Source organism: Thermosynechococcus sp. PP555 (assembly GCF_031583225.1).
GTDB lineage: Bacteria > Cyanobacteriota > Cyanobacteriia > Thermosynechococcales > Thermosynechococcaceae > Thermosynechococcus.
In genome coordinates, this window is record NZ_CP134168.1 from 316,508 (window position 1) to 331,688 (window position 15,181).

Annotated in this window: 14 protein-coding genes; 4 read left to right on the top strand and 10 right to left on the bottom strand. The window is 53.9% G+C overall.

What is annotated here, in order from left to right; all coding sequences use genetic code 11:
* Window positions 1–3: 3 nt before the first annotated feature.
* The 5 genes from ndhL to RHH27_RS01435 form a co-directional block, all read right to left on the bottom strand.
* On the bottom strand, window positions 4–234 hold the full coding sequence (gene ndhL / locus RHH27_RS01415; protein WP_302678661.1) for a photosynthetic/respiratory NAD(P)H-quinone oxidoreductase subunit L: 231 nt from the start codon (window positions 232–234) through the stop codon (window positions 4–6).
* Window positions 235–265: 31 nt separating this feature from the next.
* Window positions 266–979, bottom strand: a complete 714-nt coding sequence (gene ndhK / locus RHH27_RS01420; RefSeq protein ID WP_302677095.1) for a photosynthetic/respiratory NAD(P)H-quinone oxidoreductase subunit K — start codon at window positions 977–979, stop codon at window positions 266–268.
* A 120-nt stretch (window positions 980–1,099) separates the two neighbouring features.
* Window positions 1,100–2,026: an isoaspartyl peptidase/L-asparaginase gene (locus tag RHH27_RS01425; protein ID WP_302678662.1), complete on the bottom strand. Its 927-nt coding sequence runs from the start codon at window positions 2,024–2,026 to the stop codon at window positions 1,100–1,102.
* A 76-nt stretch (window positions 2,027–2,102) separates the two neighbouring features.
* Window positions 2,103–3,254: a hypothetical protein gene (locus RHH27_RS01430; RefSeq protein WP_302678663.1), complete on the bottom strand. Its 1,152-nt coding sequence runs from the start codon at window positions 3,252–3,254 to the stop codon at window positions 2,103–2,105.
* Window positions 3,255–3,503: 249 nt separating this feature from the next.
* Window positions 3,504–5,003, bottom strand: coding sequence for a cryptochrome/photolyase family protein (locus RHH27_RS01435; protein WP_302678664.1), 1,500 nt, complete (start codon window positions 5,001–5,003; stop codon window positions 3,504–3,506).
* 101 nt (window positions 5,004–5,104) lie between these two features.
* Here RHH27_RS01435 and trpC point away from each other — a divergent pair, with 101 nt between their 5' ends.
* Together trpC and RHH27_RS01445 are read left to right on the top strand one after the other, a co-directional pair.
* Window positions 5,105–6,031, top strand: coding sequence for an indole-3-glycerol phosphate synthase TrpC (trpC, locus tag RHH27_RS01440; RefSeq protein ID WP_206200758.1), 927 nt, complete (start codon window positions 5,105–5,107; stop codon window positions 6,029–6,031).
* An 11-nt stretch (window positions 6,032–6,042) separates the two neighbouring features.
* Window positions 6,043–6,756, top strand: a complete 714-nt coding sequence (locus tag RHH27_RS01445; protein WP_302678665.1) for an HAD family phosphatase — start codon at window positions 6,043–6,045, stop codon at window positions 6,754–6,756.
* On the opposite strand, the gene RHH27_RS01450 is transcribed toward RHH27_RS01445, so the two are convergent.
* The 4 genes from RHH27_RS01450 to RHH27_RS01465 form a co-directional block, all read right to left on the bottom strand.
* Window positions 6,753–8,153 (bottom strand): NAD(P)(+) transhydrogenase (Re/Si-specific) subunit beta, encoded by a 1,401-nt coding sequence (locus RHH27_RS01450; protein ID WP_302678666.1) that lies wholly within the window; start codon window positions 8,151–8,153, stop codon window positions 6,753–6,755. The two genes, RHH27_RS01445 and RHH27_RS01450, sit on opposite strands and share 4 nt — an antisense overlap.
* Window positions 8,154–8,158: 5 nt before the next feature.
* On the bottom strand, window positions 8,159–8,437 hold the full coding sequence (locus RHH27_RS01455; protein WP_206200761.1) for an NAD(P) transhydrogenase subunit alpha: 279 nt from the start codon (window positions 8,435–8,437) through the stop codon (window positions 8,159–8,161).
* A 24-nt stretch (window positions 8,438–8,461) separates the two neighbouring features.
* Entirely contained in the window at window positions 8,462–9,616 is a 1,155-nt protein-coding gene (locus RHH27_RS01460) for a Re/Si-specific NAD(P)(+) transhydrogenase subunit alpha (protein WP_302678667.1), read from the bottom strand.
* A gap of 317 nt (window positions 9,617–9,933) precedes the next feature.
* Window positions 9,934–10,299: a sulfotransferase family 2 domain-containing protein gene (locus RHH27_RS01465; RefSeq protein WP_206200763.1), complete on the bottom strand. Its 366-nt coding sequence runs from the start codon at window positions 10,297–10,299 to the stop codon at window positions 9,934–9,936.
* A gap of 85 nt (window positions 10,300–10,384) precedes the next feature.
* Between RHH27_RS01465 and RHH27_RS01470 the strand changes: the two genes are divergently transcribed.
* Both RHH27_RS01470 and RHH27_RS01475 read left to right on the top strand, forming a co-directional pair.
* On the top strand, window positions 10,385–10,816 hold the full coding sequence (locus tag RHH27_RS01470) for a universal stress protein (RefSeq protein WP_206200764.1): 432 nt from the start codon (window positions 10,385–10,387) through the stop codon (window positions 10,814–10,816).
* A 3-nt stretch (window positions 10,817–10,819) separates the two neighbouring features.
* A complete protein-coding gene (locus RHH27_RS01475) occupies window positions 10,820–13,300 on the top strand; it encodes an HAD-IC family P-type ATPase (RefSeq protein ID WP_302678668.1) in 2,481 nt (826 codons plus the stop codon).
* Here RHH27_RS01475 and RHH27_RS01480 read toward each other — a convergent pair.
* Window positions 13,297–15,108: an ABC transporter ATP-binding protein gene (locus tag RHH27_RS01480; protein ID WP_302678669.1), complete on the bottom strand. Its 1,812-nt coding sequence runs from the start codon at window positions 15,106–15,108 to the stop codon at window positions 13,297–13,299. The two genes, RHH27_RS01475 and RHH27_RS01480, sit on opposite strands and share 4 nt — an antisense overlap.
* Window positions 15,109–15,181 lie beyond the last annotated feature (73 nt).

Genomic DNA, 15,181 nt, shown 5'->3' on the forward strand with positions numbered 1-15,181 from the left:
CACCTAGAAATCGAGAGAGCGCGGTTGGGGACGAAAGTTAATAAAGGGAGCCAGCAGGAGTAATCCCGGAAAGAAGAACGTCACCAGAAAGTACATAAATGCCCGCTCAAAGGAGCCAGCCACATACCAGCGAGCATTCAAATAGGCATAGACGATCGCCGGCACCACCAGCAGATACAGCCCTGCCAAGGCGCCATAGACACCGAGTACCAAAAGCTCTGTTGAAACTGCCATAATTGCTACCTCTTCACCAACGATGACCAAACTACTCTGCAACGGTGCGGGTTTCGCTCACGGCTTCCCCAAGGGCAGGAACGGCCATTCCCATGGCTTGCGCAAGGGCTGGAGGCGGCGCTTGGCGGCTGGGGGCATTGAGATATTGACCGGTGAGAATAGGGGGCACCGGCTTCATCTTGTGCTTGGCGGTAAAGAGGCGATGGGTTTGGGCAAGGTTGCCGCGCTCACTGATATGCTCATTGGCAATTTTCTTGCGCAGCTTGACGATCGCATCCATGATCGCTTCTGGACGGGGCGGACAGCCGGGCAAATAGACATCCACGGGAATCAGCTTGTCCACACCACGCACGGCGGAATAAGAATCAGAGCTAAACATCCCCCCTGTGATCGTGCAGGCACCCATGGCAATCACGTACTTGGGATTGGGCATTTGATCGTAGAGGCGCACCAAGGCGGGTGCCATTTTCATCGTGATGGTGCCAGAGGTGATGATCAAATCCGCCTGACGGGGGCTGTTGCGGGGCACCAAGCCAAAGCGATCGAAATCGAAGCGCGAGCCAATCATGGCCGCAAACTCAATGAAGCAGCAGGCAGTGCCATACATGAGCGGCCATAGGCTCGATAGCCGTGCCCAGTCATAAACATCGTTGAGGGAAGTAAGGATGATATTTTCCGCAAGTTCTTGGGGAACTTCAGGACGAGCAATTGGATTGAGGATGGCAGGCGAGGTCGTATTGGTCATAGGGTTCCCTCAAGGGACATCGGCCAAATGTAAAAACACTTAAAATTATAGGCCTTTACCCTAACAGATGCAGCCAATTGCATTGAGCTGGCAATAAAAAAACTTGACAGCAAGGATAAATTATTTTTGGCCGCCCACCTGCAGGCCGGGGGGTAGGTCTAAGGTGTCACCAATGGTGATGCCATTCCAGTAGGCCGCCAGCAGGACATCACAGGTTTTGCCCCAGGCGATCGCCCCTTGATGGTCGAGGCCAATGGCGCCAAAATCCCGTTGCCGACTCGCGGCTTCCCGAAAGGATTTTTCAAAGGCCGCCTCAAGGGAAAGCCCATCGGTGACGCGCACCACAATCCGCGTGGCCAGCGCCTCATCCAGAATATCCTCACCAATGCCAGTACAACTGACTGCTGCTAAGCTGTTGGCATAGGTGCCGGCTGGCGTTGCGGAGTCACTGACCCGCCCAATACGCTCAAAGCCCTTGCCGCCAGTGGAAGTCCCCACGGCCAAGTGTCCCTGCTGATCTAAAACCACAACACCAATCGTGCCCCGCCTTGCCTCCTCAGCCACGACTCCGGCCATCGATGTTTGGAAATTGCCTTTGCGTTCCTCGAGCCACTCGTAGAGTCGCTGATCCGTGAGGGGTTGATACACAGGAAGCTGCAATTCACGAGCGAGCTCTGCTGCTCCCACATCGGACAGAATACGGTCAGGGCACTGTTGCAACCAATGCGCAAGGTCAATGGGATTTTTCACCCGTGAGACATTAATGACACCGCTGAGGCGCTGCCGCTGCCCATCCATGAGCGAGGCACTCATGCGAATTTGACCGTCGGATTGCAGCACAGACCCCGTGCCTGCATTAAAGCGCGGTTCATCCTCTAGGAGCCGACACCCCAAAACCACTGCCTCAATCGCCGTTGCCCCTTCTTTTAGGGTCTGAACCACTTGGCTGACAATGGCATGCAGGGATTGGCGGACGGGAATGAGACCGCCTTTGTCTTGGAGCGAGCTGCCGGCGCCGCCATGGAGAATCACAGTGGGTTGGGGCATCCTGAATAGGCGAGATAGAAATCAATGGACTAAATTCACGATACCCCGCGGCGAGGGTCTAAATCCACGGGCTGCCCTAAGCAACTGCTGCCGCTGGCATGGTCTCTGTCTGAGTCGTGGCTTCCTCAGTATCCAGTAGCGCTTGTAGTTCTTGGATGGCTTGTTGGGTATCTTCCACTTGACTGAGGAGCGATCGCGCGATTTTTTCCCCAGAGGCGGTGGACTCTACAACCTCACGAATGTGATGGCGAAAATGATTGGCCATTTCCTCTACTTGTTGGTTGGCAAAGACCACTTGGTTGGCCAATTTGTTAATTGCCTCACTGATAAAATCGAAACCAGCCATCTGCTGGCCACTGCGACTGGCAATCAGCCCCGCCTGCACCGCAAGGTGTTTCACCTGACGGGTAATCTCAGCAATTTGATGGGTGGCTTGGTCGATAATTTCCACGTCCTGTTTTAGCCGTTCGCTGAGGCGATAAACCTCCGCTGTGTGACGGCTAATTTGGTTAACCCCGGTGAAGGTTTGCTGAAAGGCTTTGCGCCCCCGCTGGGAAAGAACTTGGCTAATGGAGATGAACCGTTGATTGAGTTGGGCAATCCGCTCCGCTTGCTCACGCACAGAGCGCTCCTGCTGCTCTAGGGCTTCGTTCATCTGTTGGGTGCGGGTCAGCTCGCTTTCAAGGCGCTTGGCATAGTCTTGGTTCCGCTCTTTTTCCACCTTTAACTTCTCAAGGAGTTGCTGGGTGTGGAAGTGCTGCTGCTGAATGAAGAGATTTTTCTTGCTCAGCACTTGCGCTTGGGCAATCAGGATCAGCCGCATATCCACCAACACCAGTTGCTTGCCCTTACGCACGACCACGGGTTCGTAGACAAAGGCGGGGGGGCGACTCAAGGCCTGTTCCACGGCTTCTTCCACAGGAGTGCGTGCCATCAAAACAAGGGGAGGTACTTGGGGGGCGGCAATTTCTGGAATCAATTTGATCGGGCGCGGCAAGTAGAGATCGCGACCAAACTGCTTGCTCATGCGCTCAAAAAACTTGACCTTGGAGATCATGCCGATGACGCGATCGCCTGCCACCACCAGTACCCCCGGTAGCTCAGGATAACGTTGAAATTCATCAGCCACTTTTTCAGAGATGGTTTCAGGGGAAACCTGATAGGAAAAATAGGGTAAGTCAGCCAATGTAGCGGCTGCAGACAGTTGGATATTGACTGTCTCATTCATTTGATTGTCCCCCAGAATGAGTATTCAATTGTTTTAGCGTGAAGACTGTACTCTGCTTTACCTCACTTAAATTATCTCGACTTAAGAGTAGGAGGAAATTATTTTTTGGTTATCTTTTGGTTAAGTTCGATTCCCACTAGATTTCAAAATACCCGAATTTTTCGTTTATTCCAGATTCACTGACTTCGGATTAAATTTAAGACGTATGGCAAATGAATGTTATGTAGAATACACTTTTTATTTTCGAGGCTATGAATTTTCAGCATACCACTGCTGCACCTGCTGTTGAATGGCTGCCGTTTCTGTGGCACTCAGTTTATCCAAATTTTTGAGGATAATGCTCATGCGTCCTTGGCGACTCAAGATTTTGCGGTGCCGGGCTAGAAAGTGCCAATAAAAAAAGTTAAAGGGACAGGCGCGATCGCCCACTCGTTGCTTGGGATCATAGGCGCACCCTTGGCAATAATTACTCATGCGCTGAATGTAGTTAGCAGACGCCGCATAGGGCTTGGAGGCCAAGCGTCCGCCATCGGCAAATAAGCCCATTCCCAAAACATTGGTTTGCATCACCCAGTCGTAGGCATCAATAAACACGCTGTGGAACCAGTTTTCCACTTCTTGCGGAGACAAGCAAGTAATCAGGGCAAAGTTGGCGAGGATCATCAGCCGTTGAATGTGGTGGGCATAGCCTGTGCGCTCAATTTGCTGCAGAACGTGGCGCAGACAGTTCATGGTGGTGCGATCGCTCTGCCAAAAGAACGTCGGTAAGGGGTGAGTGTGCTGAAAGAAATTATGCTGGCAGTAGTCAGCACCAAGGTAGTGATAGAGACCATACATATACTCACGCCAGCCGAGAATTTGGCGAATAAAGCCCTCCACACTGTTGAGGGGCAGCGGCCGTTCCCTATAGGCGGCTAAGACAGCATCGATCACTTCTTGGGGGTGCAATAGCCCTAGGTTCAAATAGGGGGACAGCAAACTGTGCCATAGGGTCTCTTCTCCTGCCACCATGGCATCTTGGTAGGGGCCAAACTGGGGCAAGCGGTATTCAATAAAGTTTTCCAAGACCTGCAGCGCTTGGGCGCGGGTGACTCCCCAGTCAAAGGGTTCGATGTGGCCGTAGGTGTCAAAGTTGCCTTGGCGCACTGTCTCAATGACTTCTTGGCTGATCTGATCGGGAGAAAAGCGCAGCGGTGGTGGCGGTTTGAGGCGAGTAGGCGGCGGTTGGCGATTTTCGGCATCGTAGTTCCACTTGCCACCCACGGGGGATTTGCCGTCCATGAGAATTTGAAACCGTTGGCGACCGGCGCGGTAGAAATACTCCAAGACCAGCGTTTTGCGACCCTTCGCCCAGTCCTGAAATTCTGCTTCTGACCAGAGAAAGTGATTGTTGGGCAAGAACTTAATGGTACAGGGGAGATCGAGGGTAGCGATCAGATCCCGAAAGGGGCGATCGCTGGGCTGCATGATCCGCAGTTCGTGGATATGGTGAGCTTCAATCCACTGTCGCAAGGGGGTAGCAAAGTCGGGGGCGATCGCGTAAGTCGCCGGCCAACCGGCTGCCTCGAGTTCTTGGGCAAAGTGGCGCATGGCCGACCACACCAGCACGAGTTTTTGAGCATGGTAGCGGCGTTGTTGCACCCATTGGCGGGACTCAATGAGGATGACGGGCACAGGGGTTGGACAGCTTTGCAGGGCTGATTGCCCTTGCCACAGTTGATCGCCTAAAACCCAAACGCCAATGGCCATCCGAACTCAGATTGTAAATAAGGACTAAGGGAGAATGGTTTAGTACAGCCAATGTGATTTATCTTAGTGTTCAACTGTTGCAACTCCATACGACACTCATCATGCAAATTCGCCGGCGTCCCCCTAATCCCGCTGTAACCGTTCGCAACCTCCACTACCAAGTACCGGTGGCCGATGAGGCTCCCCGCAATATCCTTGAGAAAATCGTTTGGCACAAGGAACAGGAGGTAGAGCAACTGCGGGAAGTGCTCCCCCTGCCGGACTTGCAACGTCAGGTACTCGATGCACCACCCGTACGCTCCTTTTTCGCCGCGCTGCAAAACCCTGTCACCCAGCCAGCACTGATTGCCGAGGTCAAGAAGGCCTCTCCCAGTAAAGGGGTGATTCGCCCCAACTTTGACCCGGTGGCGATCGCCCAAGCCTATGTTGCCGCTGGCGCGACTTGCCTTTCCGTCCTAACGGACAGTGAGTTTTTCCAAGGCAGTTTTGAGTACCTGGCTCAAATTCGCCAAGTGGTGGACGTGCCACTGCTGTGCAAGGACTTTATCATTTACCCCTACCAAATGTTCTTAGCGCGGTTGCGGGGCGCTGATGCGGTTCTCTTAATCGCTGCCATTCTCTCGGATCGCGATCTGCGTTATTTCCTGCGCATTGCCCATGGCTTGGGGCTAACCGCATTAGTGGAGGTGCACAGCGCCGAGGAGATGGAACGGGTACTTGAGCTGGAGGACGTACAGTTGGTGGGCATCAACAATCGCAATTTGACGGATTTTAGTGTTGATCTAGCCACCACTGAACAGCTTTTGGCCACCTATGGGGCGCAACTGCGCGATCGCGACATCCTCGTGGTCAGTGAATCGGGCATTCATCAGCGCGCTGATGTTGAGCGGGTGACCCAAGCGGGAGCCAAGGCAATTTTGGTGGGAGAATCCCTCATGCGACCCCCAGCAGAGATGGCGCACCTCAGCGCTGCGGAGCAACTCCAAGCACGGATTCAGCAGTTATTCCCAGAGTTGGCACACAAGTAGCGCAGTTAACTATGCCCCTGAAGGCAGTCTTATTGGATTTCAATGGGGTGATCCTTGATGATGAGGCGATCCATGCCGCCCTCATTGATGAGATTCTGCTGCAAGAGAACTTGCGACCCCAGCGGGGGGAATACGATCTCTTTTGCTTGGGACGCAGCGATCGCGCCTGTTTGGATAATCTCCTCAGTCGCCGCGGCCGGGCAGTGACCCCGGCCTATCTCGACAAACTGGTGGCACAAAAGGCAGCTGCCTACCGCGCACGCCTAGCCAATATGGAGCCTTTTCCCTTCTTTGCGGGGGCGATCGCCCTGCTGGCGAAACTCCATGCTGCGCAATTGAAAATTGCCATTGTCACCGGTGCCCTGCAATCCGATGTGGACTTGGCTCTTGAGCGGGGAAACTTGACTGGCATTGTGGACTGCATTATCAGTGCCGAAAGCGTAGAACGCGGTAAACCCTATCCCGACCCCTATCTCCGTGCCATTGCAGCCTTGCAAGCCCTAGGGGGCGATCTCACAGCCGCTGATTGTCTGGCGATCGAGGACACCTTGGTGGGGGTGCAATCCGCCCGTGAAGCTGGTGTCAAAGTCTTGGGGGTCGCGCACACCTATCCCTTTCACATGCTCCAGCGTCGTTGTCACTGGGTGCTCGATCGCCTTGATCAGTTTGACCTAGCAGAAATTGCCCCTGTTTTTGACCGTCGCGTGGCTAGGGCAACTGCCTAAAGGTGTTTGACCTCAGCAATGAGTTGATTGAGCACTTCCTTGGCATTGCCAAACAGCATCAGCGTTCTGTCCTTGTAGAACAACTCATTGTCAATACCGGCAAAGCCCGGATTGAGACTGCGCTTGATCACAATCGTGTGTCGTGCCCGATCCACATCGAGAATGGGCATCCCATAGACAGGGCTACCGGGGTTCGTGCGCGCGGCTGGATTCACGACATCATTGGCACCAATGACCAGTGCCACATCCACATGCTCAAACTCTGGATTAATGTCCTCCATGTCCTTGAGTTGGGGGTAGGGGACATTGGCTTCGGCAAGCAGCACATTCATGTGACCAGGCATGCGACCTGCCACCGGGTGGATCGCGTATTTGACATCCACACCCAGCCGCTCCAGTTGATCTGCCAGTTCTTTGACACTGTGCTGCGCTTGGGCAACCGCCATCCCATAGCCGGGAACAATGACCACAGATTTGGCATAACCCAGCATCATCGCACTTTCTTCGGGGTCAATGGTGCGCACTGACTTCGCGGTGGCATGAACACTACCCTCAGCACTGCCTGTGGTCGAGCTACCAAAGCCACTAAAGAGCACATTGGCCAAGGAGCGATTCATGGCCTTGCACATAATTTGGGTCAGAATCAGCCCCGCAGCTCCCACCAAGGCACCCGCGATAATCAGCATACTGTTGCCAACGATGAAGCCCGCAGCACTGGCAGCCAAGCCCGAAAGGGAGTTCAAAAGGGAAATCACAACCGGCATATCAGCACCGCCAATGGGCAGGACAAAGAGCACCCCCAAAATGCTGGCGATCGCCACTAGGCTCCAGAAAATCGGCATCTGACTTGGATGCAACCACACCCAGCCACTGGCCACCCAGAAAGCCACCAGCAAGCCGAGGTGAATCGCCTGCTGCATCGGGAAAATGATCGGGGTTCCCGAAATCAATCCCTGAAGCTTACCAAAAGCAACAAGGCTACCAGTAAGGGTGACACCCCCAATCAGCACCCCCAAAAGAATGGTGATCAGCGTACTGGGGGTCAGCGGTTCACCCAACGCAACGATGCGGCAAAATTCCCCAATGCCCACCAAGGCAGAGGCCGCCCCTCCTAAGCCATTGAGTAACCCCACCATCTGGGGCATGGCCGTCATTTCCACTTTGTAGGCAGCGATCGCGCCAATGACACTGCCGAGGCCAATGGCCGCTAGGATGCCCGTATAGCTAATAATCTGGCGATCGAGGAGCGTGACCACAATCGCAATCAACATCCCCAAGGCGGCAAGGCGATTTCCTTGACGGGCCGTGGCCGGAGACCCCAGTTTTTTCAAACCGAGGATAAAGAGCGCCGCAGCACCCAGATAGCTCAATTCTTCAATGCGTGTTAGCCAATCCATGGTTCCTACCGCTTAAACATCTGCAACATGCGATCCGTGACCAAAAAACCGCCCACCACATTAATCGTGGCGAGCACTGTCGCAATAAATCCCAAGACCACCGTTAAAGTGGTGTGCCCACTCCCCGCCATCAGTAGGGCACCAATTACGGCAATCCCCGAAATGGCATTGGAACCAGACATCAAGGGGGTATGCAGGGTGGGGGGAACTTTGTTAATCACCTCAAAGCCAATGAAACTGGCCAAGACAAAAATCATCAGACCGACAAGAATGGGATCTGTCATAGAACGAATCCTCTAGGGACATCTCTAAACCGTTGTTGCCAAGGTTTGGGCAGGATGCAGCAGTTGCAGTACCCGTGGGTTGCGAACCTGCCCTTCATGGGTGACACAGGCGGCATCCACAATGTCATCGCCAAAGTTCAAGACCAATTCCCCTTGGGGGGTGAGGTACTTCAGAAGGGTCGAAATGTTTTTGGCATACATTTGACTGGCATGCACCGCCATTGTCGAGGGCAGATTAATTGGGCCAATAATGGTGACCCGCTGATGACAAATAGAGCGCCCCGGTTCTGTGCAGGCACAGTTGCCCCCCTGCTCAGCGGCTAAATCCACAATCACCGAACCCGGTTTCATGCTGGCCACCATCCGTTCTGTCACCAAAAGAGGGGCAGGCTTGCCGGGAATTTGAGCAGTGGTAATGACCACATCGGCACTGTGGACATGGGCAGCGATCGCCTCTTGGGTTTTGTGCTTCGCCGCCTCAGAAACCTCTTTGGCATAGCCGCCGGCAGCAACCGTATCCTCCTCAAGGTTAACTTCGACAAATTTGGCACCGAGGCTTTGTACTTCCTCCTTGACCGCTGGGCGAATATCAAAGGCTTCAACCACGGCTCCCAAACGCCGCGCGGCGGCGATCGCCTGCAAGCCAGCCACCCCTGCCCCAATCACAAACACCTTGGCGGGGGGAATCGTACCCGCTGCCGTCGTCAACATCGGGAAAAAGCGCGGCAAATGGGAAGCGGCCAATAACACCGCCGCATACCCTGCCACTGCTGCTTGGGAAGACAAAGCATCCATACTCTGGGCGCGACTCGTGCGGGGAATACACTCGAGGGCAAAGGCAGTAATCTGCCGCTCTGCCAAGTGTTGCATCTGCCATGGATTGCCCAAGGGATTGAGAAAACTAATTAAGGTGGTGCCGGGTCGAATCCACTCCACCTCGCGATCGCGCAGCGGCGCCACTTTGAGCAGCACATCCACACCGCCCCAGACCTCTTCAATGGAGTAACCAATTTCCGCACCTGCTGCACGGTAGTCATCATCGCTGAAGTGAGCCATATCCCCTGCACCAGACTCCACACAGAGGTGATACCCCTGCTGCACCAGCTTGGCAACGACTTCGGGAATCAGGGCAACCCGTTGTTCACCCACTTCGCGTTCCTTAACGACCCCAACTTTCATAGGCACTCTTGGATAGGGTTTGCAGTCTTGACAGAACAATTCCTTGGTGTACTCATCCAGGCATTTTTATAACCGCCCGACACCGTCACAACACATTCACCTGCTGTCCTGTACTGATACTCAAGCTACTGCGATCCCCTTAGGAATGCGAGGAAATGTCAGCATTTGATGGGGATTCTCCACAAGTCTTATGATCCCCAGTAACGTTTGTAACAAATGTTGACATTATCATTGAGTACTTTTACTTAATTTCCCCTCGTCATCCTTTTGTATGCTCAAAGGAGCTATACCTCATTTGGGGTTGCCGATGGAATTTCCTAGTAATAGCGACTAATTGCCTTATCAAAGGGATTACGTTCAAAGCAAAACTTAAAGTAGTTATGCCAAATGTCGGGATTAATCGCGTTGTTAACTTCGGCAGCCGTGAAGTGATTGTTACACTTGCGCTTAGACCCCTGATAAAAGAGAGCGAGCCAGTCTGACAACCGATAGTCAACCAAGGGAGCACGAAAATTGCGAGGCTCTGGATAACCCAATTGACGACGGATGCGCTCATCCTGCCAGCGAATCGGTGTGATGACATCCTGACTACCACAAAACTGGGAGAGGGCAATTTCAATACTGGTGCCAGCAGTTTTACGAGTTTTCAGGAAAATAAACCGATAGGTGTGGTTAATAATCATTGCGAATAGCTATCCAGAAGGGCAGTTTGACCGCTACTTGCGCTCTTGTGGCAGACTAGGAGATTGCAAGTACAGAGTCACAGGCATGTTCAAAACAATTTTAGTGGCACTCGATACCAGTGAGTTATCGGCACGGGTGATGGCAGCGGTGGCACAGTTAAATCTTGACCCAGATGCCCAAGTGATTCTCAGTCATGTGATTTCACCGGTGGAGTCGGGGTTTGGGGTCAGTGCCGATCGCCCCTCGTTGCATCCGCAAATGGGCACCTACCGCAGTATTGAGCAGCATTTACAACAGTTCCAAAGCCACCTCCCCTGTGACTCGGAAATTGAAATTGTTACCGGTGACCCCGTCGAGGAAATTTTACGCTTGGCCAATATCTATGGGGCAGACCTGATTGTGCTGGGGAGTCGCGGCCTCACGGGGGTTGAGCGGGTTGTGCAAGGCTCAGTAAGTGGCGCCGTTGTGGCGGATGCCCCCTGTTCGGTGTTTGTGGTTAAATCAGCGGAAACTTAGGGTATGACAGCACCATTGACGGGTCTGACAGCGGCGGAAGTGGCGGAGCGGCAAGCCAGAGGTCGCATTAACCGTCAAGCGAGTGAAAGCAATCGCACCTATGGCGACATTTTGCGGGAAAACCTCTTCACGTTTATCAATGGGGTTTTTGCTTTTATTAGCGTCATTTTGCTCTTTTTAGGTCGTCCGGGAGATGTGGCCGCCATCATCGTGGTGGTGTTTCTCAATGCCATCATTAGCATCCTGCAAGAAATTCGCGCCAAACGGCAGTTGGATGAAATTAGCCTCCTCACCCGTCCCCGTGTCAAGGTGCTGCGCGATCGCCAAGAGGCCATTATTGATCCGGCAGAAGTCGTAGAAGGGGATATTCTCCTTTTGGAGCCGGGGGATCAAATCGTTGCCGATGGCACTGTCGTTGGTGATGGACAGATCCAAGTGGATGAGTCCTTGCTCACAGGGGAGTCGGATCTCATCTCCAAGCAAGCGGGCGATCGCCTGTACTCTGGGAGCTTTTGTGTGCGCGGTGCCGCTGCCTATGTCGCCGAACAGGTGGGGGAAGCCAGTACCGCCCATCAACTAACTGCTGCCGCCAAAACTTACCACCACAAACTGACCCCCCTGCAACGGGAAATTAACCTGATTATTCGCGTCATCCTTGCCCTTGCCATTTTCCTGTGGCTATTGGTGTTGCTTTCGCTGTTGGTACGCCTGACCACCCTACAAATGAGTGTGCAAACGGCGGCAGTGGTGGCGGGTCTTGTCCCCGTGGGCTTGTATCTCACCATTACCCTGACCTATGCCTTGGGGGCATTGCGCATCTCCCGTGCCAATGTCTTGGTGCAGCAGGTGAATGCCATTGAGTCCCTCAGTGGCGTCGATATTCTCTGCCTTGATAAAACAGGAACCCTTACAGCCAATGCCCTTGAACTCCATAGCTGGTACGCCCTCACCGAGACAGAGGAAAAGACAAAAGCAGCTCTTGCCACGTTTACCGCCAGTGTTAGTGCTCCGAACCGCACCCTTGTTGCCCTCACAGAGGCCTTTGAGGGAACTCCCCAACCCCTACGCCTTGAGATTCCCTTTTCCTCGGTCTATAAGTGGAGTGCCGCAGCGTGGCAGGACTCGGAAACGTTTATCTTGGGGGCACCGGATGTTCTCTTTACAACCGATGATCTTCCTTCTGGTACGACTGAGTTGCTGCGGCGCGGACGGCAGCAGGGACTGCGGGTGCTTCTTTTTGCCCGTAGTCGCAGTGATCCGCAATGGAATGAGCGGCAGGAGACTGCCCTCTTGCCCCCAGACCTAGAACCCTTAGCAGTGATTTGGGTGGGCGATCGCCTGCGACCCCAATCCCGTGAGGTTCTAGAACGCTTTCAGCAAGCCGGAATTCAAATCAAAATTATCTCCGGCGACCACGCGGAAACCGTTGTTGCCCTTGCGAAACAAGTGGGTCTCGATGATGGGGCGATCGCCATCTCCGGCGCAGACTTGGCCGCCATGGATGATCCCAGCTTTGATCAAATGGCCGAGAAAGCCACGGTCTTTGGTCGCATTACCCCCGAGCAAAAGGCGAAACTCGTGACTCGACTACGCGCCCTTGGGCATCAGGTGGCCATGATTGGCGATGGTGTCAATGATGTGCTGTCCCTGAAGCAGGCCAACGTGGGAATTGCTATGGAAAGTGGCAGTGCCATTACCCGGAATGTGGCTGATATTGTATTGCTTGCGGATTCCTTTGCCGCCTTACCAGCCGCCTTTCGGGAAGGACAGCGCATCTACAACGGCATTCAAGATGTCACGAAGCTCTTTCTGGTGCGGGTGTTTAGCTTTAGTTTGCTTTGTCTAGTCACCGTTATGGCAGGGCGCGCCTTTCCGCTGTTGATTAAGCACAATAGCCTGCTCACCCTGTGGGGAGTGGGTCTGCCGACCTTGGCGGTGGCTTTTTGGGCAGTGCCGGGGCCGCGTCCCCATCGATCGCTGATTCGTTCATTGTTGCACTTTGTCATCCCCGCCACCCTAAGCCTCGCACTGTTGGCCATTTTCATGTACTTGGGGGTGTTAGCACGGGAACTGACGCCCCTTGTGGAATTGCTCCAAGGACGCTTTGATCCAACGCTGTTGAATGGCCGCGAGGTGCTCTTAGAACTGGGGCAGAGTGTGGCGATCGCCCGCACGGCCTTGGTGACGACCCTGATGCTGGCCTCCCTTTGTTTAGTCCTGTTTCTCAAACCTCCCCATCCCACATGGGTTGGCGGTTCGCCTTTAGTGGGCAACTGGCGTTATGTTGCTGTGGTTTTAGCTCTGCTGGCTGCCTTCCTGATCATCAGCTTCTCGCCGACCCTACGGGCAGTGGCCGAGTTGGAACCCCTGTCGTGGTCACTATGGGCATTGATTGTGCTGATTGTCTTGCTATGGGTGGTGGTCTTGCGGGCTTTTTGGCGCTATCGGCTTTTGGATCGCTTCCTTGGTGTCGATCTCAGTTAGGCATGGGGGGCGCGATCGCGCTGAATCGAGTAGAGATGGGCATACAACCCCCCTTGGGCGAGGAGTGTCTCATGGTCTCCCTGCTCGCGAATCGTCCCTTGATCCAAAACCACAATTTGATTGGCGTCCCGTACCGTACTGAGGCGGTGGGCAATCACAATCATTGTGCGAGTGCCGGTAATGGAGCGCAGGGCCAGTTGAATTTCCCGCTCCGATTCATAATCCAGACTTGAGGTCGCTTCATCAAAAATCAACACATCGGGATCCGCCAAGAGGGCACGGGCAATCCCTAGGCGCTGCCGCTGTCCCCCCGAAAGCCGCAACCCCCGTTCACCGACAATTGTGCGATAGCCCAAAGGCAACTGCTGCACAAATTCATCCACCCGCGCAATGGCACAGGCCTCATAGACGGCGTCGGCACTGACCTCGGGGTTGGCATAGGTGAGGTTATCCCAGAGGGTGCCATTAAAGACATCCACCTCTTGGTGGACAATGGCCAAACGACGGCGATAGGCGCGGACATCGAGGGTTTGAATATCTTGGCCATCAATGAGAATCTGCCCCTGATCCGGCTGGAAGTAGCGAAAGAGCAGCTTGATCAAGGTGGATTTCCCGGAACCCGATCGCCCCACCAAGGCCACCGTTTGGCAGGGTTCAATCAGTAAGTTAATATCCCGCAGAATGGGACGCCCTGGCGTGTAGCTAAACCAAACGTGCTGAAAATCCACTTTGCCCGAAAACTTCAGGCTAGGAATCTCCTGTTGCTCCAGATCAATGGCATCGCGACCGGGGGGCAATTCCATAAATTCATGGAAGCGCAAAATGGAGGCATAGCGGCGCGCAAACACCTCCGACACCTGCGAGAGGGGGGTAATTTCGGCATAGGCCATACTGGCAAGGGTGTAAATCGTAATAAAGTGACCAATCGAGACCCGGCCGGCGATTGTGGCTGCTAGGGAAAACCCCAACAAACTGAAAAGACAGAACTGGACTACGGTTCCCTGCCAAGTAATCAGGTGCATATAGCCGCGATGGATGCGGTCAATGACCATCTTGAACTCACGATCGAGGCGCTGCTGTTGACGAGCGAGTTCACGGGCTTCCGTGGCAAAGGCCTTGACGGTTTTGATATTGGTAATGATTTCTGAGGTGCGGCTTTCTGTGCTTTCGATGTGGCTGTCGAGAATTTCTTCCTTTTGAATGATCCGTCGCAGGGTGCGCAGGGTCAGCACCAGAATCACAGTAAAGGAGGTCAACAACCCAAGGGCGATCGGCCAATCAAGCCACCAGACAATCACGCCAATCCCCAGCACCCGTACCAGTTTGGGAATCAGTTGACCGGCAATTTCGGGATAGCTCCACGTATGGTTGGAAATCCCTTTGCTAACACGATTGGCAATGCGACCCGGGTTGTTTTCCTCAAAGAATTCTAGGGGCAGCGTCAGAATTTTCTCGACGGCTTTGCGAGTGTGGTCGCGGCGGGCAGCCAAGGCAATCCACCAGTGGAACCATACCCCCAGCCACGGTTGAATTGGGGCACGCACCACAGTGGCCAAAAAGACAATACTGCCGAGAACGGTGAGATTGACGCCAAAGGCATTGTTCCAGCCCGTCCATGTTTGCAGCGTATGGGCGATCGCCACCACTGGCGGATCGAGGGGTTGTTGCGAGAGCAGGTTGAGAATTTGACCAATGGCATAGGGCACGAGCAAATCCACCAGTTCGCAGAGACTAGCTGCGGTCATACTGGCGATCGCCATCCCCCGATAGGCGCGATAGTAACCCAGAATGGAGCGAAACGTGGCCATAAAAACAGGACAAGCACTGTTCCTATTTTAAGATTTCTTAAAATTTTCTGCCGTCGCTCTTGGGTTGAGAATG